Annotated in this window: 26 protein-coding genes and 2 pseudogenes; 11 read left to right on the top strand and 17 right to left on the bottom strand. The window is 70.3% G+C overall.

Going from position 1 to position 26,457, the window contains the following annotated elements:
- Positions 1-60 precede the first annotated feature (60 nt).
- From IE326_RS26410 to IE326_RS26395, 4 genes are all read left to right on the top strand, one after another.
- Positions 61-1,434, top strand: a complete 1,374-nt coding sequence (locus tag IE326_RS26410; RefSeq protein ID WP_190043265.1) for a GDSL-type esterase/lipase family protein — start codon at positions 61-63, stop codon at positions 1,432-1,434.
- Between the two features lie 95 nt (positions 1,435-1,529).
- Positions 1,530-3,500 carry a D-glycero-beta-D-manno-heptose 1-phosphate adenylyltransferase gene (gene rfaE2, locus IE326_RS26405; protein WP_373310269.1) on the top strand — a complete coding sequence of 657 codons (1,971 nt, stop codon included), beginning with the start codon at positions 1,530-1,532 and terminating at the stop codon, positions 3,498-3,500.
- Complete coding sequence (locus IE326_RS26400; protein WP_190043264.1) at positions 3,497-4,474, top strand: NAD-dependent epimerase/dehydratase family protein; 978 nt, start codon at positions 3,497-3,499, stop codon at positions 4,472-4,474. The genes rfaE2 and IE326_RS26400 overlap by 4 nt, the downstream gene beginning before the upstream one ends.
- 44 nt (positions 4,475-4,518) lie before the next feature.
- Positions 4,519-5,043 carry a D-glycero-alpha-D-manno-heptose-1,7-bisphosphate 7-phosphatase gene (locus IE326_RS26395; RefSeq protein WP_190043263.1) on the top strand — a complete coding sequence of 175 codons (525 nt, stop codon included), beginning with the start codon at positions 4,519-4,521 and terminating at the stop codon, positions 5,041-5,043.
- A 328-nt stretch (positions 5,044-5,371) separates the two neighbouring features.
- Here the strand turns inward: IE326_RS26395 and IE326_RS26390 are convergent, their stop codons facing one another.
- Positions 5,372-6,202 carry a class I SAM-dependent methyltransferase gene (locus tag IE326_RS26390; protein ID WP_190043262.1) on the bottom strand — a complete coding sequence of 277 codons (831 nt, stop codon included), beginning with the start codon at positions 6,200-6,202 and terminating at the stop codon, positions 5,372-5,374.
- Between the two features lie 143 nt (positions 6,203-6,345).
- Between IE326_RS26390 and IE326_RS26385 the strand changes: the two genes are divergently transcribed.
- Positions 6,346-6,966 carry a nucleotidyltransferase domain-containing protein gene (locus IE326_RS26385; protein ID WP_190043261.1) on the top strand — a complete coding sequence of 207 codons (621 nt, stop codon included), beginning with the start codon at positions 6,346-6,348 and terminating at the stop codon, positions 6,964-6,966.
- Positions 6,966-7,442 carry an NUDIX domain-containing protein gene (locus IE326_RS26380; RefSeq protein ID WP_190043260.1) on the top strand — a complete coding sequence of 159 codons (477 nt, stop codon included), beginning with the start codon at positions 6,966-6,968 and terminating at the stop codon, positions 7,440-7,442. Before IE326_RS26385 ends, IE326_RS26380 begins: the two co-directional genes overlap by 1 nt.
- A gap of 89 nt (positions 7,443-7,531) precedes the next feature.
- Here IE326_RS26380 and IE326_RS26375 read toward each other — a convergent pair whose 3' ends face one another.
- A complete protein-coding gene (locus IE326_RS26375; protein ID WP_190043259.1) occupies positions 7,532-7,702 on the bottom strand; it encodes a hypothetical protein in 171 nt (56 codons plus the stop codon).
- Between IE326_RS26375 and IE326_RS26370 the strand changes: the two genes are divergently transcribed.
- Positions 7,701-8,444, top strand: a complete 744-nt coding sequence (locus IE326_RS26370; protein ID WP_190043258.1) for a hypothetical protein — start codon at positions 7,701-7,703, stop codon at positions 8,442-8,444. The two genes, IE326_RS26375 and IE326_RS26370, sit on opposite strands and share 2 nt — an antisense overlap.
- A 256-nt stretch (positions 8,445-8,700) precedes the next feature.
- On the opposite strand, the gene IE326_RS41015 is transcribed toward IE326_RS26370, so the two are convergent.
- Positions 8,701-8,958, bottom strand: coding sequence for a hypothetical protein (locus IE326_RS41015; protein WP_229915707.1), 258 nt, complete (start codon positions 8,956-8,958; stop codon positions 8,701-8,703).
- Between the two features lie 83 nt (positions 8,959-9,041).
- Positions 9,042-9,212 (bottom strand): annotated as a pseudogene (locus IE326_RS41010) (NUDIX domain-containing protein); the annotation flags it as partial.
- A gap of 96 nt (positions 9,213-9,308) precedes the next feature.
- Between IE326_RS41010 and IE326_RS26360 the strand changes: the two are divergent.
- From IE326_RS26360 to IE326_RS26350, 3 genes are all read left to right on the top strand, one after another.
- Positions 9,309-9,644 carry a MazG nucleotide pyrophosphohydrolase domain-containing protein gene (locus tag IE326_RS26360; protein WP_190043256.1) on the top strand — a complete coding sequence of 112 codons (336 nt, stop codon included), beginning with the start codon at positions 9,309-9,311 and terminating at the stop codon, positions 9,642-9,644.
- A 95-nt stretch (positions 9,645-9,739) separates the two neighbouring features.
- A complete protein-coding gene (locus IE326_RS26355) occupies positions 9,740-10,312 on the top strand; it encodes a hypothetical protein (protein WP_229915639.1) in 573 nt (190 codons plus the stop codon).
- A gap of 193 nt (positions 10,313-10,505) precedes the next feature.
- Entirely contained in the window at positions 10,506-11,756 is a 1,251-nt protein-coding gene (locus IE326_RS26350) for a hypothetical protein (protein WP_190043255.1), read from the top strand.
- A gap of 136 nt (positions 11,757-11,892) precedes the next feature.
- Here IE326_RS26350 and IE326_RS26345 read toward each other — a convergent pair whose 3' ends face one another.
- The 6 genes and pseudogenes from IE326_RS26345 to IE326_RS26320 form a co-directional block, all read right to left on the bottom strand.
- On the bottom strand, positions 11,893-13,350 hold the full coding sequence (locus IE326_RS26345) for an NF041680 family putative transposase (RefSeq protein WP_190043254.1): 1,458 nt from the start codon (positions 13,348-13,350) through the stop codon (positions 11,893-11,895).
- Positions 13,351-13,478: 128 nt separating this feature from the next.
- Positions 13,479-13,712 (bottom strand): UreE family protein, encoded by a 234-nt coding sequence (locus tag IE326_RS26340; protein ID WP_190043253.1) that lies wholly within the window; start codon positions 13,710-13,712, stop codon positions 13,479-13,481.
- Between the two features lie 373 nt (positions 13,713-14,085).
- A pseudogene (locus IE326_RS26335) lies at positions 14,086-14,961 on the bottom strand (IS5 family transposase).
- Between the two features lie 129 nt (positions 14,962-15,090).
- Entirely contained in the window at positions 15,091-16,788 is a 1,698-nt protein-coding gene (locus IE326_RS26330) for a hypothetical protein (protein ID WP_229915638.1), read from the bottom strand.
- 557 nt (positions 16,789-17,345) lie between these two features.
- The gene (locus IE326_RS26325) at positions 17,346-18,119 is read right to left on the bottom strand and encodes a PIG-L deacetylase family protein (protein ID WP_190043251.1); all 774 of its coding nucleotides are present in this window, start codon (positions 18,117-18,119) and stop codon (positions 17,346-17,348) included.
- A 40-nt stretch (positions 18,120-18,159) separates the two neighbouring features.
- Positions 18,160-19,044 carry a glycosyltransferase family 2 protein gene (locus IE326_RS26320; RefSeq protein WP_308440341.1) on the bottom strand — a complete coding sequence of 295 codons (885 nt, stop codon included), beginning with the start codon at positions 19,042-19,044 and terminating at the stop codon, positions 18,160-18,162.
- Positions 19,045-19,117: 73 nt separating this feature from the next.
- Here IE326_RS26320 and IE326_RS26315 point away from each other — a divergent pair, with 73 nt between their 5' ends.
- Positions 19,118-19,546: an ankyrin repeat domain-containing protein gene (locus tag IE326_RS26315; RefSeq protein WP_373310229.1), complete on the top strand. Its 429-nt coding sequence runs from the start codon at positions 19,118-19,120 to the stop codon at positions 19,544-19,546.
- Here the strand turns inward: IE326_RS26315 and IE326_RS26310 are convergent.
- The 7 genes from IE326_RS26310 to IE326_RS26280 form a co-directional block, all read right to left on the bottom strand.
- On the bottom strand, positions 19,543-20,754 hold the full coding sequence (locus IE326_RS26310) for an IS110 family RNA-guided transposase (RefSeq protein ID WP_373310186.1): 1,212 nt from the start codon (positions 20,752-20,754) through the stop codon (positions 19,543-19,545). The genes IE326_RS26315 and IE326_RS26310 overlap by 4 nt on opposite strands.
- Positions 20,755-21,237: 483 nt before the next feature.
- Positions 21,238-22,038 (bottom strand): GIY-YIG nuclease family protein, encoded by an 801-nt coding sequence (locus IE326_RS26305; RefSeq protein WP_190043250.1) that lies wholly within the window; start codon positions 22,036-22,038, stop codon positions 21,238-21,240.
- A 143-nt stretch (positions 22,039-22,181) separates the two neighbouring features.
- Positions 22,182-23,027 carry a hypothetical protein gene (locus IE326_RS26300; protein ID WP_190043249.1) on the bottom strand — a complete coding sequence of 282 codons (846 nt, stop codon included), beginning with the start codon at positions 23,025-23,027 and terminating at the stop codon, positions 22,182-22,184.
- Between the two features lie 121 nt (positions 23,028-23,148).
- Positions 23,149-23,814: a 3'-5' exonuclease gene (locus IE326_RS26295; protein ID WP_229915637.1), complete on the bottom strand. Its 666-nt coding sequence runs from the start codon at positions 23,812-23,814 to the stop codon at positions 23,149-23,151.
- A gap of 4 nt (positions 23,815-23,818) precedes the next feature.
- Positions 23,819-24,442 (bottom strand): class I SAM-dependent methyltransferase, encoded by a 624-nt coding sequence (locus IE326_RS26290; RefSeq protein WP_229915636.1) that lies wholly within the window; start codon positions 24,440-24,442, stop codon positions 23,819-23,821.
- A 95-nt stretch (positions 24,443-24,537) separates the two neighbouring features.
- A complete protein-coding gene (locus tag IE326_RS26285) occupies positions 24,538-25,053 on the bottom strand; it encodes a GNAT family N-acetyltransferase (protein ID WP_190043247.1) in 516 nt (171 codons plus the stop codon).
- Positions 25,050-26,450, bottom strand: coding sequence for a phosphotransferase (locus tag IE326_RS26280; protein WP_190043246.1), 1,401 nt, complete (start codon positions 26,448-26,450; stop codon positions 25,050-25,052). Before IE326_RS26280 ends, IE326_RS26285 begins: the two co-directional genes overlap by 4 nt.
- Positions 26,451-26,457 lie beyond the last annotated feature (7 nt).

The following is a 26,457-nucleotide window of genomic DNA, read 5'->3' as shown; positions in this document are numbered from 1 at the left end:
TGCCGGTACGTTGAGTCCGGCCCCGGCCACCCCCGCCAAACGAAGGACCGAGATCCTGCGATGACCAGTACGACTGAGCCCCGCCCGTCCGCGGCCGAGCGGCTGCGTGCCGAGCACGGCCCGGCACTCACCCTCGGCGACGACTGCGACCTGCCCGACGACCTCCAGGTCGAGATCGACCCCGGCGCCCACCTGACCCTTGGCAACCGGGTCTCGATCCGCCGCGGCTCCACCATCCAGGTCCACCGCGGCGCCACCGTCGCCATCGGCGACGACGTCGCCATAGGAGAGCACACCTTCATCTCCGCCATGGCCGGCATCCGCATCGGCACCGGCGCGGCGCTGTCGAACATGGTCGACCTGCACGACCACAACCACCGTGCCCGCACCGCCGAACACGTGCCCACCGGACAGCTGGTGCCCTGGGCCTCCGGGTTCGAGGCCGCCCCGATCATCATCGAACCCGGCGCGATCCTCTCCAACAAGGTCACCGTCACCGCCGGCGTCCGCATCGGGGCGAACGCGCTGGTCGGCGCGAACGCGATGGTGTCCCACAGCATCGCCCCCGACACCGTCGCCACCGGCGTCCCGGCCACCTCCCGCCGCACCTTCGACGGTGCACCCGCGCCGCGCGAAGAGCCCCGCACCCTGACCGTCGGCTTCTTCGGCACCTCGATCATGGAGCACCTGGAGGCCGTCAACGCGCAGATGACCACCCAGGCGAACCTGCCCGAGATCGGCTCCAAGGTCACCGTCGAAGGCTGGGTCCAGCGCGGCTGGGTCCACCGCCTGGCTCGTCTCTCCCTGCGCGCCGCCTGGCCGCACATCGCCTTCGACATCCACAACCACGGAGAGGGCGGCGCCACCAGCCGCGACATCGCCAAGATCGTCGAAGCCGACCGGGCCACCACCGGCACCGACTACGATCTCGTGTTCCTCGGCTGCGGCATCAACGACGTCTGGCGCCACTTCCAGGGCAGGACCGCCGAGGCGGTCGACCTCGACGAGTACACCCGGCACCTGAACGCCATGCTCGGCCAGCTCAGCGGCTACACCCGCCGGATCGTCGTCGTCTCCGAGACGCCGTTCGGCCCCGTAGAGGACCCTGACACCGTCACCGCGATGAACCAGGAGCTCGCCCGCTACAACGCGGCCGCCCGGGCTGCGGCCGCCGAGCACGGCGCGCAGTTCCTGGACGTGTGGGGCCCGTTCACCGCCGCCGCGCGGTACCTGACCGGCGAGCCGGCCGCCCTGTGGAGTGACGGGGTCCACCTGACCGAGCTCGGCGACACCGTCCTGCTCCAGCAGGCCGAGCGACTCCTCGCCGAGCACCGCATCGTCGAGAAGCTCCTGGACTACCCGCTCCTGGAGCGCGACGCCGCGCTGACCGCGTACGGGCCCATGTTCGACCGGTACCGGCCGACCGGATCCTGAAAGCCCCGGGGCGTCCGGCGCTGGTCGGCCACCGCCGGACGCCCCGGTCCAGCACCGTTGCCCACTTCGTTCGTGATCTTCGAGGGAGCTGACCCGTGACCCTGCCGGGCCGCGCGCACATACAGGCGCTCACCGCCGCGTTACCCCTGCTCGACACCGACCGTCTGACGGCCTTGGGCCGTCTGCTGGCCGAGAAGCTCCCCGCGGGTGGGAGGCTGCTGGTCGCGGGCAACGGCGGCTCGGCGGCCGAAGCCCAGCACCTGACCTCCGAACTCGTCGGCCGCTACCAGGCGGAGCGGGCACCGCTGTCCGCGATCGCGCTGCACGCCGACACCTCCTCTCTCACCGCCATCACCAACGACTACGGCCCCGAGCAGGTCTTCGCCCGGCAGGTCCGCGCACACGGCCGCCCCGGCGACGTCCTGCTCCTGCTGTCCACGTCCGGCACCAGCCCCAACGTGCTCGCCGCCGCACAGACCGGCCGGGAACTCGGCCTCACCGTCTGGGCACTGACCGGCCCGGCCCCCAACCCGCTCGCCGACGCGAGCGACCAGGCCGTGTGCGTGGACGCGCCCGCGGTCGCCACCGTCCAGGAATGCCACCTGGTCGCCGTGCACCTGCTGTGCGCAGCCGTCGACACCTGCATCACCGCGGCGGCCCCCGCCACCGGCACAAAGGAGGCCGGCGTACAGCGGCTCGTGATCGTCGGCGACGTCCTCCTGGACCGCGACATCACCGGCACCGCCGACCGGCTCTCCCCGGAAGCCCCCGCCCCCGTTCTGGCCGGCGCCCGGAGCACCGACCGGCCCGGCGGTGCCGGGCTCGCCGCCGTCCTCGCCGCCCGCACCCCCGGCTGGCAGGTCACCCTCGTCTGCGGCATCGGACAGGACCGGCCCGGGGCGCACCTGCGCGCCCTCCTGGACGAAGCCGGCGTCGAGGTCATCGACCTGGCCACCAGCGGCACCACCCCGGTCAAGACCCGGATCCGTGCCGCCGACCGCACCCTGCTCCGCTTCGACACGGACGCCGACCCGCTCCCGCTCGGGCCGCTGCCCGATCCGGCCCGCGCCCGGCTCACCGAGGCCGCGGCCGTCCTGGTCTGCGACTACGGGCGCGGCATCACCTCCCACGACGACCTGCGCCAGGCCCTCACCGCGGCGGCCGGCGGCCGGCCGCTGGTCTGGGACCCGCACCCCAAGGGCACCGCCCCCACCCCGGGCACGGCCCTGGCCGTCCCGAACACCGACGAAGCACTCCACTTCACCGGACACGGCGGGCCGCGCGACCTCGCGGGCGACACCGCCCGCGCCGTCCAGCTGCTAGCCGCGTGGCCCGTCAAGCAGGTGGCCGTCACCCGCGGCCGCGACGGCGCGGTCCTGGTCGCCGACGCCGACGGCCACCCCCTGGCCGTCCCGGCCCGGCCCGCCGCCGGAGACACGTGCGGCGCCGGCGACCAGCTCGCGGTCACCGCGGCCATGACGCTCGCCGCCGGACGCCTGCCCTCCCACGCCATCGCCGCAGCCGTCGACGCCGCCACCGACTACGTCCAAGCCGGCGGTCCCGCCTCCCTGACCACCCCACCCACCCACTACCCGTCCGACACCACGGGGCCGCTGGAGCTCGCCGCCCGTGTCCGGGCACGGGGTGGAAGGGTCGTCGGCGCGGGCGGCTGCTTCGACCTCCTGCACGCTGGACACCTCTCCCTGCTGGACCAAGCCCGCCGCCTGGGCGACGTGCTGATCGTGTGCATCAACTCCGACACCTCCGTACACCGTCTCAAGGGCGCGGACCGGCCGGTCGTCGGCGAGCGCGAGCGCGCCGCGCTGCTGACCGCTCTGGACTGCGTCGACGGCGTCCTCGTCTTCGCCGAGGACACTCCCGAGAAGGTGCTGGCCGAACTGCGCCCCGACATCTGGGTCAAGGGCGGCGACTACGCGGGCCGGCGGATCGCCGAGGCCGACCTCGTGGAGAGCTGGGGCGGCGAAGTCGTCACCGTGCCCTTCCTGGAAGGCCACTCCACGACCACCCGGATCCAGCACCTCGCCCAGAAAGCAGGCACCCGATGAGCCCCGCAAACGTCCTGGTCACTGGGGCTGCCGGGTTCATCGGCCGCCACACCGTGACCGCCTTCCACCACGCCGGCCACCACGTCACCGCCGTCGACCTGCGCCCCACCCCCGCCCACCTCGCCGCCGCAGCCCACTGGCGCCGCGGCGACTTCGCCGACCCAGCCCTCCTCGCCGAGATCGCATCCGGCCGCTTCACCACGGTCGTCCACCAGGCCGGCAACAGCTCCACCCGCGCCCCGGCTGGCCCCGAGCTGGAAGAGACCAACACCCTCGGCCCGCTCCGCCTCGCCGACGCCTGCCGCACCGGCCGGGCCCGCCTGATCTACGCCTCCTCCCACTCCGTCTACGGCACCCTGCACCACCGCACGCCCATCGCCGAGGACGCCGACACCGACCCCTCCCGCTGCTCCGGCCCCCTCAATCCCTACGCGGCCTCCAAGCTCACGCTCGACCAGCACATGCGTGCCCGCCACACGGTCGGCCTCGACTGGATCGGACTGCGCTACACCAACGTCTTCGGCCCCGACGAAACCGACAAGGGCCCCATGGCCTCGATCCTGTCCCAGCTCCTGCAGCAGGCCGCGAGCACCGGACACATCCGCCTCTTCGACGACTCCCTCACCGCCGCCCGCGACTACATCCACATCGAGACCCTCACCACCACCCTTGTCCACCTCGCCACCGCCCAGCCCCCGGCGCCCGCCGCGGTCTACAACCTCGGCGCGGGCTGCGCCGTCACCTTCGCCGACCTCACCCAGTGGTGCGCCCGGCTGCACCGGCAGGCCACCAGCAGGCCGCTGCACGTCGAACTCGTCCCGAACCCTGTGCCCGGCGCCTACCAGTACTTCACCTGCGCGGACATGACCGCGCTCGACAAGGCCCTGCCCGACAGGCCGACCGAGTCAGCTGATTCCATCGAAGCGCACGTCGCCGACCTGTTCACGGCGTTCCACGGCCGTGCGATCCGGTGAGACATGCCCGGTCCGCCGCCGCTGGAGCCCGGCGACGCAAGGCCGTGTTCCTCGATCGCGACGGCACTCTGACCGAACCCCGCCACTACCCTTCCCGCCCAGGCGACCTCGTCCTCCAACCGGGCATCGGTGCGCCGCTGCGTGCCCTCCAGCACGCGGGATGGGCCCTCGTCGTTGTCACCAACCAGAGCGGGGTGGCCCGTGGGTTCTTCACCGAAAGTTCCCTGGACGCGATGCACGAGCGGCTTGCCGAACTCCTCGCCGCCCAGAAAGTTCGCCTTGACGGCATCTACGCCTGTCCCCACCACCCCGAAGGCACGGTGCCCGAGTACCGCAGGACCTGCGAGTGCCGGAAACCTGCTCCCGGCATGCTCTACCAGGCGGCCCACAACCTCGGGCTGGACTGCAGCCGGTCGTGGACGGTTGGTGACTCGCCTTGCGACATCGCCGCCGGCCAAGCGGCCGGAACGCGCACCGCGCTCGTCGGAACCTGCCCGTCTGAACCCCCCGACGCTCACTGCCCGACGACGGCCGAAGCGCTCTACACCGTTCTACGCTCATCCGGCTGAGGCGTACGCGCGTCCATCGACGATCCTCGGCTGCGCCTCGGCCCCTGCGAGACCAGCGGACACGAGGGGCAAGGTCTCACGGAGGGGGACGGGCACGAAAGGACGGCCGGACGTCGATCAACTACCGGTGACCCGCTGGACGCGGTCATCAAGACGCACGGTGACGAGCACTAATCGCGGGTCACCGACCCGGAGGCCGTGCCACTGATCCTCGGCGCGCTCGACTGCACGCCGATCACGGTCGTCGACAAGACCCGCGAGGAGTGGGTCACGGCAGACGGCCGATCGCCGCCGCCATCGACGAAGCGGCGGCCGGGGCAGGTCCGTGTCACATGACGGCGCGGCCGGTCAGGAGGAGGTGCGCGGAGGAATCGGCGAACTCGCAGAGCTCGTCCGCCAGCCTGGCCGTCTCGATGGCGCCGGTCAGCAACGGTGAACCGTGCAGTGCTTCCCCAGCGACGCGTTCGGCCGCGCGGAGGTACGCCCACCCGGGCCCTTCGATCCCAGCAACGGTGATCCCGCTCAAGCTGGCGTCCGCGGCCTCGGCGGCAAGCTCGGCGGCCGTGTGGAAGTGCGCGGTGGTGAAGCCCCGGCTGCCGTCGTAGGAGCCGGTGCGCAGCACGGTGGCGACCTCGCCGTGAAGGAGTTCGGGGGTGAGCTCGGCATGGACGGTGTAGTCCTGGAGCAGGCTGTAGCGGCTGATTCCGGCGGCGGCGACCAGACCGCCGGGCTTCACGACCCTGGCTGCCTCGGCGAGGGCACGTACACGGTCGGCGCGGGTCGCAAGGTGGTACAGCGGGCCGAGCAACAGGACAGCATCGAACGAGCCGCCGGGGGCGTTCAGATGCCGGGCGTCGCCGAGTTCGGTGCTGCAGCTGGGGGCGTGAGCGGCGGCCTGTTCGAGGTGGCGGGGGACCGGGTCGAGGATGTGGACGCTGTAGCCGTCCTCGATGAGCCACTGGGCATGGATGCCAGGCCCTCCACCGACATCAAGCACCCGGCCGGGGGCCGCCGGGAGGTGACGGCGCAGAAGCTCCCGGGTGCGGAGCAGTTCAAGACGTCCGCTCGCAGTGGCATGGAGCCGGTCGGCTTCGTCGTACTCAGCGGCGTAGTAGGCGACGATCTCGGGCGACGTCTGCAGACGATTCGATGTCGACATGACCGGAGACTAGGGGTGCTGGGGCGGGTGGGCATCCGGGTTTCCGCGCTCGTCGCCTCCCGCAGTACCGGCGTGTCCCCGGCGCGCGAGCGGTAGCGTTCCCCCGTCATGCCCTACGACACGTACAGGAAGGCACCGGGACGATGCCACAGGAGCGGTCCGGACAGAGCTGGGAACCCGCGCACTTAGCCGAGGTCGTCGACCTGTTCTCGCAGACCTCGTGCCCCTGGTGGATCGCCGGCGGATACGCCGTGGAGCTCGCCGTAGGACGCCCGTTCCGGGAACACGAGGACATCGACGTCCTGCTGCTGCGCCGGGACCAGTACGCCGTGCACGATCTCCTCGCCGGGTGGGAGCTGTGGGCTGCGGACCCACCAGGCACTCTGCGGCCGTGGCTCCGCGGGGAACTGCTGCCGTTCGGTGTCCACGACGTGTGGTGCCGCCCTGGGCCCGACGCACCATGGCAGATCCAGGTGATGCTCGACGAAGCCGACGGCGAGACCTGGGTGTCCCGCCGCGACGCCCGGGTCCGCCGACCGCTGGACCGCCTCGGAACGACGGCCGCGGACGGCACGCCGTACCTGACGCCGGAGGTTCAGCTGTTCTACAAGGCGAAGGCGCCCCGGCCGAAGGACGAACAGGACTTCACCGAGGTACGGCCCCACCTCGACCGCGAGGCGTCGGCGTGGCTGGCCGAAGCGCTCTCTGTCGCATACGGCCCGCACCCATGGGCCGAGACCCTGCAGAACGGGAAGGGAGACTGATGCCGCAGAAGACCGCCTCGTCCGGCCGCTCGTACGCTGCGCACTACGCGGACGTGCACCTGATCGTCCGCCAGGGCGACGAGATACTCATGGGCCGCCGCGTGGAGTCGCAGCGCGTATTCCCTGGCCTGTTCCAGGTGCCGGCCGGGCTCATGGAGGAGGACGAGCCCGCCGCCCTGGCGGCTGCCCGCGAGTTCGCTGAGGAAACCGGCGCCACCGTCGACCCGGCCGACGTCCGGTTCGTGCACTTGATGCACCACGTATCAACGCACGCCGGCGACCCGCGCATCGCGTTCTTCTTCGAGGCAGACCGGTGGCACGGCACGATCGGCAACCCGGAGCCGGACAAATGCGAGGGATGGGCCTGGCACAAGACGGCGGCGCTGCCCGAGCCGATGCCGCCGTACCTCGCGGTCGCGATGCAGCACATCGCCGACGGCATCCCCTACAGCCAGTACGCGTGGCCCTCGGCGTAGTGCTGAGGGGCTCCTTTTCGCGTGTCGCCTGCCGCGGAGGGGGCAGTGGAGTCTGCCACTGGATGTTAGTGGTTCTGCCATGAGGCGTATCAGTAGGTTCTGGCGTCGTCGGCGTCGGTGAGGCGGAGGCTGTACCGGACGTCGTCGGCGCGGACCAGGAGGCCGGCGCCGATCAGCCCGGCGACGGTGGCCGCAGTCGTCTCCTGGGGGTCGGTCGATACGCTTTCCCCCTCATCCAGACCTCCGGGGGGAGTCGACATGGCCAACACCTGCGTGTTCTGCGGGGAGAAGGCGGGCAGCCGTGAGCACGTGCTGCCGCAGTGGCTGCGGCGCCAGGCTCCAGAGAAGTTCGCGAAGGCGGGCGGCACCCGCACCATCCGCACCAAACAAGGCGAGTATCGGCAGATCGCCGAGCTGTTCGCCACCGCCACCGTCAAATGCGTCTGCTCCACCTGCAACAACGTCTGGATGTCTGACATTGAGCAGAGGGTTCAGCCGTTCCTGTACCACGTGATGCTCGGACGACCCGTGACTCTTGGCGCCGATGAGCAGACCGCCCTCGCCACGTGGGCCATGAAGACGTCGATGATGATGGTGCAGTCGAGCGTGCTCGATGACCTGACGATGATCCCGCGCGCCGACTACCTCCAGCTGCACCGTCACGGCCAGCCGTCCATGCGCCGCACCACAGCCCGAGCCCTGTACGTCGAACCACCCGGCGACGAGCATCAGCACGAGTGGGGGACCTTCCACGGCCGCAGGATCGGCGGGAAGACCAACGGCTACTCGGTCATCCTGCGCACCGGCGCTCTTGCCGTGCAGTTCACCTCACTGCGTCTGGAGCCGGGCTACGAGATCGCCCGATACGGAGAGAACGGGCAGCAGCTGAGGCTGTGGCCGACCACCGAGGCGTTCTCCTGGCCGCCGCCCACACCCACGCCCAACGACGAGTTGGCCTCTATGCACCCGGCCCGGGTGTGGGCGAAGAAGCGGAAGGCCTGACGACGCCAACGTGAGGGCGGTGAGCGCGACAGCCCCGCCCTCACCGCACCTCACCTCGGTGCCGCTGCCTCCTTCGCCACCAGGACCCGTTCACGATGGGGGATCTTCGCCTCCGCGCTCGCCCCGTTGCTGTACTGGACCACGCACCGCTGCCCCGGCTGCCCCGGCTGCGCCGGGCACTGCGTGCACGAGAGATCGATCCACGCCGTCGCCAGGTCCGCGCCCGGAGCCACACGGCCACACACCGGTGGAGGTGTCAGGGGCCGCGCCCTCGGGCGTCGGCGGCCACGACCAGGGTCTCCAGGGCGCCGACACGGTCGTCGAGCTTCCACGAGCCGGCCGCCGCGATGACTCGTACGAAGGCGTAGCCCAGGAGCCGGTCGTGGTCGCGGATGGTGAGGATCTTCGCGTGGGACTCGTCCAGCCAGGCGCGGCACTCCGCCCGCCGGATCTGCCAGGACTCGTCCGCCGAACGCACCCCGCCGAGGTGGCCGAGGTGCGGCGCGGACGCCACGTGGTGGGCCAGAACGGCGACATGTCGTACGTGGCGATCCCCAGCTTCCGCACGATCGAGAAGCTGCTCAGCCCCGTCTCCTCCCCGGCCTCCCGCAAGGCGGCAGCCTCCGGCGACTCACCTGATCGGATGCTGCCCGCCGGAACCTGGACCCCGACCTTCTCGAAGCTGTAGTCGACGTGCCGGAAGACCAGAAGCCGGCCTTCACGTACCACGTAAACGATCACCTTCTCCTTGGTGGCCTTCTCTGTCATCACATCAACCTTCAAGCAGCCGTGGTTGGTTGGCAGTTCGCTCTGGCAGGATCGGCTGGGTCGAGCGTCCCGAGCAGCAGGAGACAGGAGGCCCCGGTGAGCCTTGACGAGCTGGGCCAGAGGGCCATGAGCATCCACGCACTCTACGACCGGATGAACCTGCACGAGCGCGGTCGGGTCTGGACCAGGGAGGAGTTCATGCTCGGCTTCGTCGGCGACGTAGGCGACCTCGCGAAGCTCGTGATGGCCCAGGAAGGAGCCCGGAAGGCGCGCGGAGGCCCGGACGCCCTGGACCACGAGCTCGCCGACTGCCTCTGGTCCGTACTCGTCATCGCCAAGCTCTACGGAGTCGACCTGGAAGCCGCCTTCCATCGCACCATGACGGAACTGGAACACGTGATCGCCTCCAAGATCCCGTGCGAGCGCGACTAGTTGGGCCGCCGGACCGGATTCCTCGGGGCGACCCCACGAGCCATGAAGTGCTGCGAAGATGGGTAGGGGTGATCGGCCAAGCGGAGGAGGTCCCGGTGAGCGAACCGATGGAGGCGAAGGGCCCGAAGGTCCCGCCGAGCTACCCGCCCCGCTCGACCCCTCCGCCGAAGAAGCCGGTGGAGGCGCCCCGGCCGGAACCCAAGACGAAGCCCGTCACGACGTCGCTTCCGCTGCCCGGCCCTGCCCAGGCCCGCCTGGAAACCCGGCGGCCGAGCATGACCGTCCGAAACCGCCGCGTCTCCAGCTGGCCTTATGAGGCGAATCGCTGGGCCGCGAAGAAGGCCACCGCGGCCGTCACGGAGACCGTACGGAAGTGGGAGTACGCCCACCCGGCCGACGCCGTGCTGGAGGAGACCGTCAGCCTCCTCGTCGGCGCCGCCGTCCTGGACGGCGGCAAGCGCATCAGCGTCCACCTCGCCGACGAGGACGACCTGCTCCTCATCGCGGTCCTCAGCCACACCGACGCCCAGCCCGACGCCGAAGTCCTCGCCCAGCTCCACGCCGTCACCGGCACCGTGAGCTGTGGCACCGACGCATCCGAGGACGGCCGACGGGTCTGGGCCCTCCTGTCCACCGAACCCCCGCACCGCCGGACCGCCGTCGCCTGAGGCGCCCGCGCCCACGCGCGCCGGCGAGGTGCGGCGCAGCACCTCGCTGATCGAAGCATGACCACCCTAGAATCGCAGGTCAGGAAGTGCCCGCCCCACATCAGTGGGGGGCCGGAAAGGCTGGCCCGAGCCCGTGCGTGATCCCGTCCCACGCTGACAAGCTGGTGTCGGTGCCAGGTGACACGATCTGTTCATGCCGCCGAAGATCGACGCGTTGTATGCCGCCGCCGTAATGCTCGATCGGTTCCTCGTCCCGCAGGTCGAGTACCCCGGCTCTTCAAAGCCATGGAAGTGCCTGCACCTGCTGTGCGGAAGGATCGTGGAACCCACATACAACTCGGTCGCGAACGAAGGGAGCGGCGGCTGCAAGCCGTGCTCGTACCGGTGGCGGCGCCTTCCGAAGAAGCGGGCCCCGCGCCCGTATCAGCGCGGTTTCAAGGGTGATCAGCAGAAGGTCCGGGCGTGGGTGATCCGCGAAAAGCGATTCCTGCCCATGGAGGAATGTCCGGGCGTCAGCCACAAGTGGCGCGGCTGGTGCATGGACTGCTGGCAGGAGACGACGACCCGCGTCGACTCGATGAGGAGGCCCGGAGCCGGGGTCTGCTTCGGCTGCGGGAAGAAGCGCGGCGGGCAGAAGCGGCGCACCCCGAAGGCAGTCGTCATGGCGAAGCTGCGCGAGCACGGCGTCACCCCCGACCCCGACCACCAGTTCACCCGGACGACCGACCCGTGGCCGAGCATCTGCGCGGCGGCCGGCCACCCATGGAATGCCCGTCCGGCGGACGTCTTCTCTGGGCACGGTTGCCCGGGGTGCGCGGGGATGGCGGCGATCACCGCCGAGGACGCCGTGGCGGCTGTGATACTGCTGGGTGTCGAGCCGGTCGATCCGTACCCGGGGAGAATCCACGCGCGGTGGAGGGTCCGCTGCACCACGTGCGATCACGTGTGGTCTCCTACCTACTCGAATCTCGTGCACGTCGGCAGTGGATGCCCGGCCTGCGCCTCGCATGGGTTCGCGCCCGACCGGCCCGCGTACGTCTACGTCGTTGTCCATCCGCGCCACCAGTCCGTGAAGGTGGGTCTGCGCGGCGCGCACACGAATCGGCTCGCCGACCATTTCCGGCAGGACTGGGAGTTTCACGCTGAGCTGTACTTCGAAGTGGGCGCCGACGCACGTACGGTGGAGCGCCTGACCCACGAACACATCCGCGCCGTGCTCCGGCTGCCTATCCACCTGACCAAGGAACAGATGCCGCAGCGCGGGTACGAGGAGACCGTCAGCCGAGCCGAGTTGGACGAGGTGGCAGCGTGGACGCTGGTGCAGCGGTTCGCCGCCCCGTACGCCACAGCCACGCCGCCCACCCTCGTGCTGCCGCAGCCGGCCTCGTCAAATCGTGGGCAGGTTCTAGTGAAGCCGGGCGATCAGCTGGCGCTCGACTTCTAGTTTGCGGGCGGTGTCGTCCATGCGATCTACACGACGCCGTACAGGCCGTTGAAACAGGCGGGACGGCGAGTGTACCCAGGACGACCCCGTCTCCCACTTCGCTCTACGTGTCCTCGACGTCACCCTAGCTTGATCTTTAACCTGTGCGGCGAGGTCGTGGGGTCGTCGACTTCGTCTTCCTGGACGCGGTGGTGCCCGTTTTGCGTGGTGTGTGGACGTCGTGGCGTGGGGTGGGCCGGGTGTTCTTTCGACCCGGTGGTCGTCCGGGGCCGGGGCGGGTGGGTTTCGGTGCTCTGGCGGGGCAGGCGGCTGTCGGGCGGATGTGCCGAAAGTCGCGGCGGACACGTGCCGGGGTCAGCCTGTCCGCAGGAACGGGCCTCTCCCACGGACGGCGCCGGTCTGCTGCCAGTGGCCGGGCCAGTCGCAGTTGGGTATAGGCCGCGAGGACCAGCCAGGTCCAGCGGTCCGCCCCCTCGGAGGTGCGGATCTTCGGGCAGGTCCAGCCCAGGGTCTGTTTGAACAGGCGGAAGGTGTGCTCGATGTCGAAGCGCCGCAGGTATGCCTGCCAGAGCCGGTCGGTGTCCGCTGCGTCTGCGTCGGTGCCGGACCACCACAGCCAGACCGGCTTCGGGGTCGCGCCGCTGGGCAGGTGGTCGATGTCCAGGCGGATCACGGTCCCCTCGACGATCGGGAGGGTGCCGTCGGCCGCGGCCCAGGACGAGCGGTGGGTGAGCTTGGGGTGGAGCCGGTCCCACGAGCGTGCTCGGGCGGTGCCGTAGAGGCGTGTGTCGGTGACCGTGTGAGTGTCCGGGGTGCCCCAGGTGTTGGGCTGTCCGAAGACGAACTCGCCGCCGTGCCGGGGCGGCCGGCCCCTGGTGTGCGGCTCCCGCGGCGGGACGGCCCGACGTAGGACTCGGTCTGAACGCATCCGGGCCAGGACCTGCACCGGCAGGTCCCGCAGGAGGTGGGCCAGGCGGGGTGCGTCGTATCCGGCGTCCGCGATGACCAGGATGTCCAGGTCACCGGTCCGCCACTGGCCTGCGGTGATCAGCCGTTCGACCAGGTCGCGCAGTTGCCGGGCGGTGACGGTGGCGGTGTCGTCCCCGGGCGCCAGGCGCAGAGCATCCAGCGGGGCGGTCCACGAGCTGCGGCCCGGCTCCAGCGCGCAGACGATCGAGTAGGGCCAGCCCGGCACGGGGATGTGCTGGTCCTTGCCCCGGCCGTAGGTATGACACAGGATCCGATCCGGTGAGGTGTGGGCGTTCGGCCGCAGCCAGCAGGTGACATCGACGGCCAGGACCAGCCGCCCGTTGACTGCTCGTGGCAGCGGCACGGAGGCCAGGGCCTGGCGCATCCGGTCCGCGTCGACCCGGCCCTGGGCGAGAGCTGCGTAGAGCCCTCCGTGCCCACGGCGGTGTTCGCCCACCAGTGACAGCTCGGCCAGCGACCTCACCGGTCCGTCACCGCACAGAACCGCGTCGGCAAGCTCGAACAGTGCGTCCGAACGGGCGGTCAGGCAGGAGTAGAACTCGCCCCGGAAGCGTGACAGTTCGGCCAGCGACTCTCGCCGGGCATCGTGATGCTGCAGACTCATCCTCACGGCCTTCGTGCTGGACGTGTGTGTTCCTTGGTCGGAGCACATGTTCAGACGAAGGCCGCTTCCGTGTACGGCGGATACCGAACCGGGTGATCAAGTACGACGCACCGTTCGAGGAACGGCTTCTACCGGCGCTGCAGGGATCCGGGCCCGCAACGAGTAGACCAGTCGCCGGCCGGTGACAGCCGCTCTTCACTGGCCCGCACGACGACAAGCCTGTCGTCTTCGAAAGCGATTCGATCACCGGCAGCCAGGAAGAGCGGGCTCTCCAGCTCGAAGGCATACCCGTCGTCGGTTTCGAGGTCCTTGACCAGCGTCAACCGCGAGGTCGGCGTGGCTCCGTCAGCTACCAGGCGCATGCTGAGATGGTCCCACGCGGCTTGAGGTCACCTCGACCCTATTCAGCGGCTGACCAACGGCCCAGATGTTAAAGATCAAGCTAGGCCGTGTATCGGAAGTGCAGTGAAACGGCTGTGCCGTCCTTGGTGCTCCCCGTAGCCTTGTGGGAGAACAGGAGGTACGGGATGTATCGCATGTATGGGACAGCGAAGGGGTCTCCTGGCGACGAAGACTGGGAGCTGATCCTGGAGACACCTGATGTCGTTGAGGCGACGAGGTCGGTCCACGAGTCCGAAGGGACTTTCTGGCGACGACTCACCGAGGACGACCAGATCGTCCTCGACCGGGTGTGAGCAATCGCGTCTGGGCAAGTTCCCAGCATGCCAGCCATGATCACAGCCATTCGTTGATCGCTGCGATTAGCACGGTCGCCTCGTACCGGACTGCGAGCTTGTCGTATCGCGTGGCGACAGCGCGATGTCTCTTGAGTCGATTGATCCCGCACTCAACCGCGTGGCGCTTGCGGTAGTCGGCCGGGTCGAAATGTGGTGGCCGGCCGCCGCGAGAGCCTAGTTTTCGGCGGTTGCGCGCCTGATCGGTCTTGTCCGGGATGGTGCAGCGGATGCCGCGGCGGCGCAGGTAGGCGCGGTTCCTGCGGGAGGCGTATGCCCTGTCAGCGAGCACGCGGTGGGGACGGACACGTGGTCGCCCTGGTCCGATGCGGGGCACTCGGACCTTCTCCAGCACGGGTTCGAACTGCGGCGAGTCCCCGCGCTGTCCGGCCGTGACCACGATGGACATGGGCTTCTAACCTTGTTCGACGGCCAGGTGCAACTTGGTGGTGAACCCGCCACGTGAACGTCCCAGCCCATGATCATGCGGCTCCGTGAACATGCCGCCAGGTGGCTCTTGTTGCAGCTCGCCCTGCTTGCGGGCCCCGGCCGCGTGCTGATGGGCGCGGCACACCGTGGAGTCGACGCTCAGGTCCCAGACGATCGCACCTTTCGCATCGGCCAGGGACTGGAGCCGGGTGAGGATCCGGTGCCAGGTCCCGTTCCGCTGCCATCGGCGGAACAGATCGTAGACCCGGTTCCATGGTCCGTACTCGATGGGGATGTCCCGCCACGGGACACCGGTACGGACCCGAAACCGAATGCCGTCGATCAACTGTCGCCGAGGCCAGACGGGCGGTCGTCCCGCCTTCATGCCCTTCGGCAACAACGATTCGAGCGCTGTCCACTGCTCGTCCGTGAGATCTCCCCGCGCCATGAGCCGTGATCATTCCCAGCCCAAGATCCACTTTCGATACACGGCCTAACCACCCGCCTGGACGACACCGTCCGCTATACGAGCCGGTGACCGCACCGGACGATGACCGCCCCTCTAGTCGACTCGGCTTCAGTTAGTGCGGGAATTGCGGAGGTGCTCGCCTATATGCCCGACATAGATTCGCCCGTTTCCTGACGTGTTGTCGTAGAGGTGGAGGCGTGGGGCCGGGGGTTTGCCGGATCCGATGCGGATGTGCTCCGCCATGAGGACGCGGCCGGAGGGATGAACCTCACGGGGAACGGGCAGCATGCGCTCCTCGCGCAGCTTCGGGGTGTTGAGCACCAGCTGCGACTCGGTCGCGGAGTACCGGCTGCGCGGCAGCGGGACGGGCGCGTCCTTCCACGACAGGTACGCGGTCAGGTGCGGCAGCAGTTCGGGGCCGTGCTCGGTTTTCGCGCGGGCGTACGCGTCCAGGGCGCGAAGGGCCTCCCAGGTGCGCTGGCGCCAGGTCGCCTCCGCTGTGTGGCCGCGCAGCGGCCGGACGGTCGCCAGCACGTCGCCGAGCACGATGCGGTCGAGCTCGGACGCGGCTCGCTCGACAAGCTCCTCCCAGGTGGCCGGGTGGGAGCCCTGCGGCGGCGGACCTTCGGACGGCTGGCCGGCGGCCGCGAGCTGCGAGCGCAGCCAGGCGATCTCGCGGGCCTGCTCGTCGAGCAGATCCTCGGCCGTCTCCGCCTCGCTCTCGGCGGCGTCCCGGCGGGCTTCCGCATCGCGGAGCGCCTGCCCGAGATCGCTGGTGGCGACGGTGGTGAGCAGCTGCTCGTGGGCGGCGTGGGCTTCCGCGAGGGCCGCGCGTGCCTCTTCCACCGCTTCCAGTGCCTCGGTCTCCCGGGTTCGGTGGATCTGCACCTCCTGCTGGGCCGCGTGCAGCAGCGCGGACGTCTCGGCGAGTTCCCCGCGCAGTCTCTCCTGGGCCTGAAGGGCGGCGGCGAGCTGCGCCTCGGCGGCGTCCAGGCCCTCCTCAAGGTCTTCGACGGCTTCCTGGTCGGTGGTCAGGGTGAACTGCTCGCGCAGCAGCGAGACGTGCCGATGCAGATCTGGCCCGGCATGCCGCGGGAGGGGGGCGTGGCGGATGACGGCGTCGATCAGCGCTTGCGGGCGCCCCAGACTGAAGCGCGCCTCGGCGATCACCAGGTCTGCCGGGCGGATCTGCGCCGGGCGGGGCCGCTGGGGGACGATGAGAGCGCCGGCGGGCGGGAGCCGGAGCCCGAGGGGCTTCAGCTCACGGTTGACCGCAGTCAGCGCCCACGGCGCGACGCGGTGCTCGACGAGCCGTCCCACGAAGCTGGCGGGCAGGTAGCGCACCAGAGGCATGAGCGGACGATCGCGGTCCTGCAGTTCATCGTCGATGGTGAGCACGTGGATGTCTGCCTGCGCGTCCAGGGCGGCCCGGACCGCCTCGCGCGTCGACGCCGCGGAGTCCACCGGGTTCGCGGTGCGGTAGCGGAACAGCGCGCGGGCTCCGGCGAGGTCCCAGGACAAGTCGCTCGGCTTCGGCCAGAACATCGTCGCCGGTGAGGGCCACGACCAGTCCCAGGGCTTGGACGCCTCGGCGATGATCTCCCACGTGCTGAGCGGACCGTCGTCGAACCCGGTGAGCATCATGCGGGCGCGGACGATCACGTCCTTCTCTGGGCGCCACCGGGCCTCGAACATGCGGCTCGGCCGCTTCACGTCGTGGTAGTCGTGGCGGACGAAGCTCTCGACCGTCCCGGCGGACACCAGCTCGTCCAACCGTTGCTCGATCAGCTGCGGCGACTGCTTCACCACACTCCTGCCCCCTGAGTACCAGACGGTGTCGGGCAGCGGGGACGGGACTTTCTTCTGGGAGGCCATGTTCGCTCGGGGGACGGGGGCGGGGGACCGGCCCAGTATCGCCCAGCCCACCGACATCGGGCCCGGGGCGTTCGCTGTGCAGCATCGCGGCCATTACCCCGCTGCTGCGATTCCAGGCTCGTTCGTCTCCCGGCCCAGAACCAACCCCGAGACAACCAGGGCGTCCGCTATCTGATCGGGCAGCTGCAGACGGGCCGGCCCTGCTACCAGCGCACCAAGGCATAGAGCTCCGCGGCTCCCGGTGAACAGCCTCCTCGCGGCCCGATGTGGTACGTGCAGCCGGTGTCGGAGTCACCCCCCTTCTGTACCAGGACCTTGCCCTGCTCGTTCGTGATCAAGATAGAGGTGCCGGCCCGCAAGGCTGCCGACGCGCGCAGTGCCCCGTATGCCCCGTCGGTCAGCTTCTCCGCGGGCTGCTGGCCGTCGGTGCTTGTCGTCATCATGTCTCCGGTCGGTGAGAGGCGTGTCGAGGTGAGGGAGGACCGGGTTCAGGCCGTGAGCTGGTCTGTGGCGGTCGGTGCGGGACCGAACCCGATCCGGGTGAACTGCTCGAGGCAGATGATCTGCCGTCGCTCTGCTTCGGACAGGCGGGCGAGGATGCCGGGCAGGGGCCGCTCGCGGGCGACCTCACCGCGGTGAGCGAGAACCGCGGCCCATTTGATGTCGGCCCATGGCGTGACGTCGACGCGCGCGGTCGCCAGCGTGTCGTCGACCGCGAGAACGCTCTTGCCCACCCGCTCCAGCAGCGGACCTAGCAGCCCCACGCCCGACTTGGAGTGGGTGGCTGCGTACAGGGCGGACACCTCCCATGGTGGCCCCGCCTCGGGGTACAGGCAGCCGTGAGCAGCGGCTTCGACGGCGAGCAGGGTCACCTGGTGCGTTCGGACGTGGTCAGGGTGGCCCGTCAGCTGGCCGACAGCGTCATGCGTCACCACGACGGCCGGTTTGAAGGAACGCAGGTGCGTGACGAGACGGCCGACGACCTCGTCGAGGGGCGCGTCGACGAGCCGGGGCTGACCGGGCGCCGCCTCGGGATTTCGGGCGTCACCGTAGCCGAGCAGCCGCGGGGCACCGGCGCCCAGGACGGCAAGGGCTGCCGCAAGCTCCGGGGCGCGGCGGCTGCCTGGTGCCCAGGTGGCGGTGACGACGGCGGTGCGAGCGCCGGCGGCGTGGTGCTGCGCGAGCACCCCGCCGGCGAGGAGACTTTCGTCGTCCGGGTGCGCGAACACCCCTAACAGGGAAGGCAGCGACGACTGATTCATGGTGAGACGGGCTCCTTGAAGTAGCTGGGTGGGGGGCAGGTCAGACGATGGGGGGCCGGCCTGCGGCGGTGAGCCGGTAGACGGTGCGCCAGCTCATCGGGCGGCGCGGCTGCGTACGCCGGGTCGTCCAGCCTTCACGCATGCCGCGCAGCGTCTCGCCCAGCCCGCCGCCGCGTACGGCCCGGAGCAGCGTGATCGTGGTCCATACGCTCAGGTAGAGGGGGATGAGCGCGGCGGGGAGGTTGCGGTAGGCGATCCAGATCCGGTTCCGGGCGGCGAGCCGGTGGTACAGCGCGTGGCGGGCCGGCGTGGAGAGCGGGTGGTGCATGCGGATGCCGGCTGCGTACCAGCCGCTCCAGCCCGCCGCGTACAGCCGCCAGGCCAGGTCGGCCCCCTCGTGGTACAGAAACAGGGAGCTCTCCCAGCCGCCCACCGCGTCGAAGGCGTCGCGCCGGACCATGACGATACCCTCAGTCATCGAGGTGACCCGCCCCGGCCGCCCCGGGTCCGAGGCGCGCAGCCGGGGCACCCAGCGGCGCGGCGTGGTGGAGTCGTCCGGTCCTGTCAGCCGAGGCTGCACCCAGGCGGCCTCCGGATGCTGCTCGGCCTCGGCGACCAGCCGGGCCAGGACGTCGGGGCAGGGAAAGGACGCGTCGTTGTCGAGGAAGAACAGCCAGTCGGCAGGGTCGCCCGCCTGGCGGAGTGCGTCGGCGCCGGCGTTGCGGCCGCCGGGAATGCCGACGTTCTCGGGCAGGCACACCGTGAGAGCGCCGGACGGCACGACTTCGGGTCGGCAGCCGTTGCCGACCACGACCACCCGGATGTCGACGTCGCTCTGCGCGAGGAGCGTCGCCTGCGCGGCGGCCTCTTGAACTGGGCGGTCGTTCATCGTCAGAACGACGACATCGATACGCGGGTGGGGCACGGGTTCCTCCAAACCAGGCGAGAGGCCACTGGTCAGTGCGGGGGGGGGTGCCCCTATCTCTTTGGTCAAGGTCGTGGGTCAGGATGGCGGCATGACGGATCGGGATCGGTTGGGGCGGACGGCAGTGCACTATGCGGCTGTCGACGGGGACGTTGAAGGCCTGAGGGTGCTGTTGGCCGGGGGCGCCGCCCATGAGGCAGCCGATGCCGCCGGCTGGACGCCGCTGCATTTTGCGGCTCAGGCCCAGGCGCCATCGGTCATCGAGGTTCTCCTGGCCGCGGGTGCGTCGGTCGATGCCGTGGATGGCCACGGCAATACGCCGTTGTGGCGGGCGGTGTTCTGTTCGCAGGGCGAGGGGGCGGCGATCCGGCTGTTGCTGGAAGCTGGTGCCGACCCCGACCGGGTTAACGCTCATGGTGTGAGTCCGCGGGCACTGGCGGGACGGATCGCCAACTATGACGTGGCTGCCCACCTTCCGGGCGGAGACGGGACCTCCTCCTAGGCTCCGCCGACTGCCGTGACCGGACGGGGCTCGTAGAAGGTGCCGTCGCGGAGCATCGCGAAGAGGACGTCTGCCCGCCGTCGGGCGAGGCAGAGCAGGGCCTGCGTGTGGTGCTTCCCTTGGGCGATCTTCTTGTCGTAGTAGGCCCGCGATGCCGGGTCGGCCAGGGCCGCGAATGCGGAGAGGAAGAAGGCCCTCTTGAGCTGCTTGTTCCCTCTTCGGGAGGGCTGTTCGCCGCGGATCGAGGACCCGGAACTGCGGGTCGCGGGTGCGAGACCGGCGTAGGCGGCAAGGTGGCCGGCGGTCGCGAAGGTGCTGCCGTCGCCGACCTCGATCAAGATCCGGGCTCCGGTCCTGACGCCGATGCCGGGCATGGACGTCAGGACCTTCGAAAGAGGGTGGGCCTCCAGCAGTTCTTCGATCCGTGCGGCCAGCAGTTTCCGCTGGTCAAGGACGGCGGCCAGGGACCCGGCCAGGCTCGGGACGATCAGCGCTGCCGCCTCGGTCCCCGGAACGGTAACGGTCTGCTCGTCCAGAGCGGCGAAGATGTCCTCGACCAGCCGCTCGGCCATCCTGGGCGCCTTCGGCCGCAGCAGCGTCACCAGCCGGCGCCGTCCGGCCTTGCGTATCTGGGCCGGTGAACCGAACCGCTCCAGCAGGGTGAGGACAGCCGGGTGCTGCAATCGCGGTCCCAGGACCCGTTCCAGCGATGGATGGATCTGCGTGAGCAGGCCGTGGAGACGGTTCGCGACCCTCGTGGCCTCGCCGGCCAGGTCGTCGTCGAACCCGACGATCATCTCCAGCTCGGCGATCGTCTCGTCCTCGCTGTCGATCGCCCGCAGCGTGTGCGGCATCGCGCGGGCCGCGTCCGCGATGATGAACGCGTCCTTCGCATCGGTCTTGGCCTCGCCCGGGTAGAGGTCGGCGATCCGCCGCATCGTCAGCCCGGGCAGGTAGGCGACGGGGCAGCCCATGTCCCGCGCGACCGCCAGCGGCAGAGCCCCGATCGAGGCCGGCTGGTCGACCACGACCAGCACCGTTCCGTGCTTGGCCTTCAGCTTGGCGAACAGCTCGCGGAGCTTGGGCTCGGTGTTGGGCAGGCGCTTGTCGAAGGCCTTCTTGCCGGCCGGGGTGACGGCGGTGGCGTGGTGTTCGCCCTTGCCGACGTCCAGGCCGAGGAAGACGTCGATGTCGCCGGTGTCGATCACGTGCAGGCCCCTCCATCACGCTTTCGTCCGGCCTTGCCACGGCACCGAGCTGCCACATCCACGTTACGGAGAGCTCTTCCAGCTCGGGTGAAGCCGGTGCTCAAGCCCCTCATCAGCGGTCCGTCGATGCCTCCGGGCCCGGTGACACCACCCCCCGGATCATCAACCGCAACAAGGGGGGGAAGTCATGCCGGACCCGAAGGCCGGTAGCCCCATTGCGGAGCCACGAAGAAGGTAACGGGGGGGGGGGCAGGGAGCGCAACTTCGTGAGCACTGGCTCCTGCGAAAACGCCGAAATCCGCGCGTGATAAGCACCATTTGTGTAGATAGATCGCGAGCAAAAGCCCCCGCCGGGCTGTCATGGCGCTCACCATGTGTAGCGGTTGTCGGCCTCGGCAGCAGAGTGGTGTCCTCGACGGTGGCGGTCGGACCCGCGGCGGAGCCCAGTTCAGGGTTGTCGGTCTTGCGGGCGTCGTCGAGAGGTCACTGCGGCGGTCGGGCGAACCAGTCCATGAAGTCGGTGAGGCCAGGAGGCGTCCAATTCCGCCACTCCTCGATGAGAGTGACCAGGTCAGGGCTGCTGCTCGTAATTTCGGCGGTGCGATCGGTAGCGGCTTTGGCATCGTCTTGGTCGAGGACACCGGCCTGCCTCGCTACTCGGAGCGTGGCGCGCAAGTCTTCTGCGCAGGTTTCGACGCGTTCGGCCAAGAGATTGATCAGGTAGACGTGTTCGGTGAAGGCGAGCTCCCGCAGTTCTTCATCTGCCTTGCTCTGAGGGCTGAATCCGAGGGCGAGGACAAGGTCCGCTTCGGCCTGGATCCTGGTTCCCATGTTGAGGAGCCGCTGGAGCTCGTCTCCGAGGCTGTGGATGCGCTTGGTGGCGAGGTTGGTACTGCGGGCGGCTTTCTGGTTGGCCTTCTCACGGTCCGGGGCGCTGATCCATTCGAGGTGGCGGCTTCGAATGACGTGGACGGCGTGGTTGATCAGCGGCAGGGGATCGATGTCTTTGAAATTGAACCATTCGCCTCGATAGCGGCCAGTGTCGAGTTGCAGACCGATGCGGCGGGACTGAAACCAGGAATGGAGCGCGTATTCCAGGTCTTCGGCGCCGGGGTAGGTGGCAATGATGGCGATGGGGTGAGGGCTCGCGGTTTGGAAGGTCTTGGTCCGCTTGTCAATGTCCTCGGCTTTTCCGATCTTCACTCGTTCCTTTTCGATGGGGCCTTCGCGGTCGAGGTCCATGATGCCGATAACGTAGACAAAGGACTCGTCGGTGCTGTTCACAGCGCTCCTATGCGGGAAAGGTGGGTCTTCTGAACGGCTATACCAGCGAGCGTATTTACTCACCGCAGCCAGTGCCCACGGAATGGCGAAAGTGCCCAATCGCTGTCCATCTCGCATGGTCAGTGTCCATTAGAATGCGGAACCTACAGGGGAACGGGGACTCCGGTGAGCTCCTCGGCCCGGCGGGCGACGAACGGGGCGAGGAGGGGATGAACCCCTCGGGAGCATGCCTGGAGGAGCTGACCGAGGGCGACGAGCTCTCCAGCCCGGCCGACGGGAGTGTCGAGAACGTGCGCGAACTCCCGGCGCACGCGCGCGGCGACGGCAGGAACGGGAAGGGAGTAGGCGTGCAGGAGGCCCGGATCGTAGCCGACCGGCATCCGGCCCCACCCCTCCCAGTCAAGGATGGTCAAGGTGGGGGAAGTGACGTTCGCCCAGTGCAGGTCCGCGTGCCCAGTGGTGAAGTCACTGACGCGGATGGGGTCGATGCCCAGGAAGGTGCGGAAGTTCCGGTCGACCCATGACTGCCGTACCGCTTCACGGCCGGTCGGGACCGCGGCGAGCGCGCGGGTTGCCGCGCGCAGCTCCTGCCACCAGGCATCCGGCAGGGCGGGGTCGTGCTCGAGGACCGGACTGCCCGCGGTCACAGCGGGGGTGGTGATGAGTTCGGTGAGCTCGGCCCGGTACGAGTGCGGCCCGTCCGTCCAGTCCAGGAGGTTGCGGAGCCGGGGACGCGGGATCGCACGGGGCAGGACGGTGTCCGCGAGGGCGGTGCCTTCCCACAGCCGCCCTCCGGCCTTCTCGGCCGGGACGGAGACGACTCGCAGCCAGCTCGCTCCGGCACGGCGCCCGAGAGTGCGGCCCTGCCAGCCCCACACCTCCGGGCCGGCCGGTACGACGTGCAGGCCGCGAGCCGCGGCCGCCAAGGCGTGCCGCATCCGCGTGACGTCCTTCGTCGCCGCCGGCGCCGTGAACACCGCTGCGCTCATGCTCGGTTCCTCAATTTCGTGTCGTGTCGCTCAACGGACGAAGGCCAGGGCGTGTTACGGCCGACGACGGTCAGCCGAGGCCGCGCCCGCAGATCGGCGCGGGCTTCTCGCAGGACCTGGTTCAGAACAGGCACGCCTGCTCTTCCCCAGGGGCGGAGGGCGGCCGCCGGGGCTGCAGGCCGGCCGCCATGTCCAGCTCCAGCAGGGTGCGCCATCGCCTCTCCCGCTCTCCGTCCCGCAGCAGCCGCACCAGAACCTGGGCGGTGGCCTCGACGTCCGGCATCGCCCGGTGCCGGCCGGCGGGCTGGGGGATCCCGTAGAAGGCGAGCAGGTGGTCCAACCCGTAGGAGCCGAGAGAGGGCATCACGGTCTTGGCCAGCCGCAGCGTGTCCAGCAGGGGTGTGGCGGCGAGCACGGGACAGTGCGCTGCCTGCCGGGAGATGATCCCGGCCTCCGTGGACGCGTGGTGGGCGACCAGGCGGTACGGCGGCGCGGTCAGGTACGCGTCGAGCCGGGCCATCACCTCGGCGGCCGGGGCCGCCCCGGAGAGCATCGTCCGCGTGATGCCCTTGAGACGGACGTCCCGGGCGGTCACCGGCACGTCGGCGGGCGGCCGCATCAGCTCCTCGAACCGTCCGACCTCCTGCAGCCGTCCCCCTGCGGGGCGCAGCGCCAGCGCGGCCACCTCGATCGGTTCGGCGGGCCGCCCCGCCGGGGTGAGCCCTTCGAAGTCGATCACTACGAATGTGGCCACGGCGAAGCGGGGGTCCCTCAGCAGCTCGTCCACGGGGTTACCTCACGCCCGGGTGCTGCCGGTCCGCGGCCGTCGTCCCGGTGCCAGCAGGACGCGCACCGCGCCAGAGGAGGAACGCGAGCTGGTCGGCATCGAACCGCTCTGCCTGTTCCCACAGCGCGGACAGGGCACTGATCTCGTCCTCGTCCAGCGCGATACCCCGCCGCTCGGGCGGGGTGTGCTCGGCCACCGGCGTGATGACGACGACCGCGCCGCCCGGGCGCAGCCGCTCACCAAGACGGCGCAGGACCGATGTGCGCTCCGTGAGGAAGGGGACCACAAGGCGGAGTACGACCAGGTCGTAACCGCCCGGATGAAGGCCCGCCGGGTCGTCCCGCTCGATGTCCATGCAGATCCAGCGCACCTCGCCGGTGTCCGGGTGCTCTTTCCGGGCGCGGGTGATGGCGCTGTCGGCGTAGTCGACGGCGTCCACGCGGTAGCCGAGCGTCGTCAGGAACACCGATAGAACGCCGGTCCCGCAGCCCACCTCCAGTGCCCGCCCGCCTTCTGCGGGAGCCGGGACATGTTCGCTCAGGAGCCGGCGCTCCTTGTCCCCCAGCGGCCGGAAGCCCTTGCCGTCGCTGTAGTGCTCCACCCACTCGGCACGCTCAACGTACTCCAACAGATCTCTCCTCGTAGGACGGTGGGGACAGGAGCGGCGGCAGCCCGACAGCGGCCGCTCGGGCCGCACAGGCAGGGGCGGGTGCGGCGGGGCGCTCATGAAGCGGTCTGCGGACGGGCCGGGGGAATCCTCGTCATCCGCATCAGCGCGCGGTCGCGCCGGAAGCCGAGCTGTTCGTACAGGGGTGCAGCCATCTCGCTCGTGTGCAGCTCGTAAAGCGTGACGCCCTCGCCCTCCAGGCACTTCAACAGAGCGGTGAGAGCGGCCCGGGCGAAGCCCTGGTGCCGGTGGGCGGGCTCGGTGGCGACGGCGTGGATACGGGCGGCCAGGCCGCGGGGGTAATTCGGGGCGGGCAGGACGGGGTGGATGAAGGCGAGCGCGCACGCGGCGAGTCCGCCGGCCGGGGCGTCGATCACGCAGGCGCGGGCGTCGCCGCCCGGCTGGAGGCGGGCGGCGATCTGATCGCGGCAGGTGGCCAGCCAGGCGGTGTCGAGAGGCTCGGAGAGGATGAGGTCGGAGCGCAGGCGGGCGATCTCGGCCGCGTCGTGCGGCGTCGCCGCCCTCGCGGTCGCTGCTGCGGCGGTCGGCGGACCGGGCACGGGATGCGTCATGAGGCTCCTCCGGGACGGGCGTACGGCCAGGTGGTGCCCGCTCGCAGGCGGGCGAGGATGCGGCGGCCGCGTTCGACGAGCTCTGGATCCCCGGATCGCGTTCCGAAGGAGATGCCGGAGACCGAGTCCAGGGCCGCGGCCGCGGCCAGGTGTGCTTCCTCCGCGCCGGTCAGCGGGCGGCCGTAGCCGGCGAAGAACGCGGCGGCGAGGTCGTCCCGGCCGTCGAAGTGGTCGACGATGCGGGCGAAGTCCCTGACCCGGGGCTGGGGTTCGCTGCGTTCGAAGTCGATGACGCGCACCGTGCCGTCGGCGCCGAGGAGGAGGTTGCGCAGCTGCAGATCGCCGTGGGTCACCACCGGGTCGAGCGGCCCGAAGCCCCGGGCCACGGCGACGGCCTCGCGGACATGTTCCTCGTCGCCCGGCTCCAGCAGGGGCCGTGCCGCCTCCAGATGGCGTTCCATCCGGTCGTACGGACCCACAGGCACGATCCCGTCCGCCGCGCCGTCCAGGGGGAGGGGGCAGGCGTGGATGCGGGCCGTGAGCGCGCCGATCGACTCGAACACCGTGCGTTCCTCGGCACCGGTCAGCACCGCCCCGTGCAGGGAGCGGCCCTCGACCGCTGTCACGACGACCGCCCGCAGCTCCGGGTCGGCGGCCACGAGACGCGGCCCGGCGCCGCCCAGACGAGGTACCCAGCCGCGCAGGGCGGCCACTTCACGGCGGTGGAACTTCTCGCTCGGGTGGGCCTTCACGAACCACGTGCCGCCCGCCGACCCGCGCACCTGCCACGCGTTGCTGTTATCTCTCGCCCAGGCCGCGTCAGTCCAGGTGGCGATCCGGCCGACCGCCCGCTCGACGAAGTCCCGCACCGTCCGCGGCGGCTCGCAAGCGGCGGGCCCCGGCCCTCGTACGTGGCGCAGCCGGTCGCGCGCCGGGTCGTATGCGATCGGATCGTCCGGCTCCTGGAAGTGCAGGGCCAGCGCAATGCCGGCCCGGTAAGCGTCCAGCCCGGCGCGACAGTAGGCCACCATCGGCTCCGGCAGCGCGTCGAACGCGAACCAGCCCATCCCGTCGCACACGGCCTTCTCCCTGATCTCCGGCGTGCCGGTCCAGCGCCGCACCTCGAACAGGACCCCCACCCGAGCGCTGCCGCCCGGCGCGCGGTGGTGGACGGTGACCGCGGCACGCACCTCGGCGGGATCCACGACGAGGCCGGTCTCCTCCGACGTCTCCCGGGCAACGGCGGTGACGACGTCCTCGAAGGGCCCGTCGACGTGCCCGGACGGCAGGTGCCACATGCCCGACGCGTAGACACCGCCCGCGCGGCGCGACAGCAGCACCTCCGGGCCGCTCTCCCCGTCCCGGACCGCGAGCAGGTGCACGTCGATCGGCACCATGTGCCGC

Origin of the sequence: Streptomyces filamentosus (genome assembly GCF_014654895.1) — a bacterium.
Lineage (GTDB): Bacteria > Actinomycetota > Actinomycetes > Streptomycetales > Streptomycetaceae > Streptomyces > Streptomyces filamentosus.
Note: the sequence above shows the minus strand (reverse complement) of the source record. Positions and strands in the feature narration are given on the sequence as shown.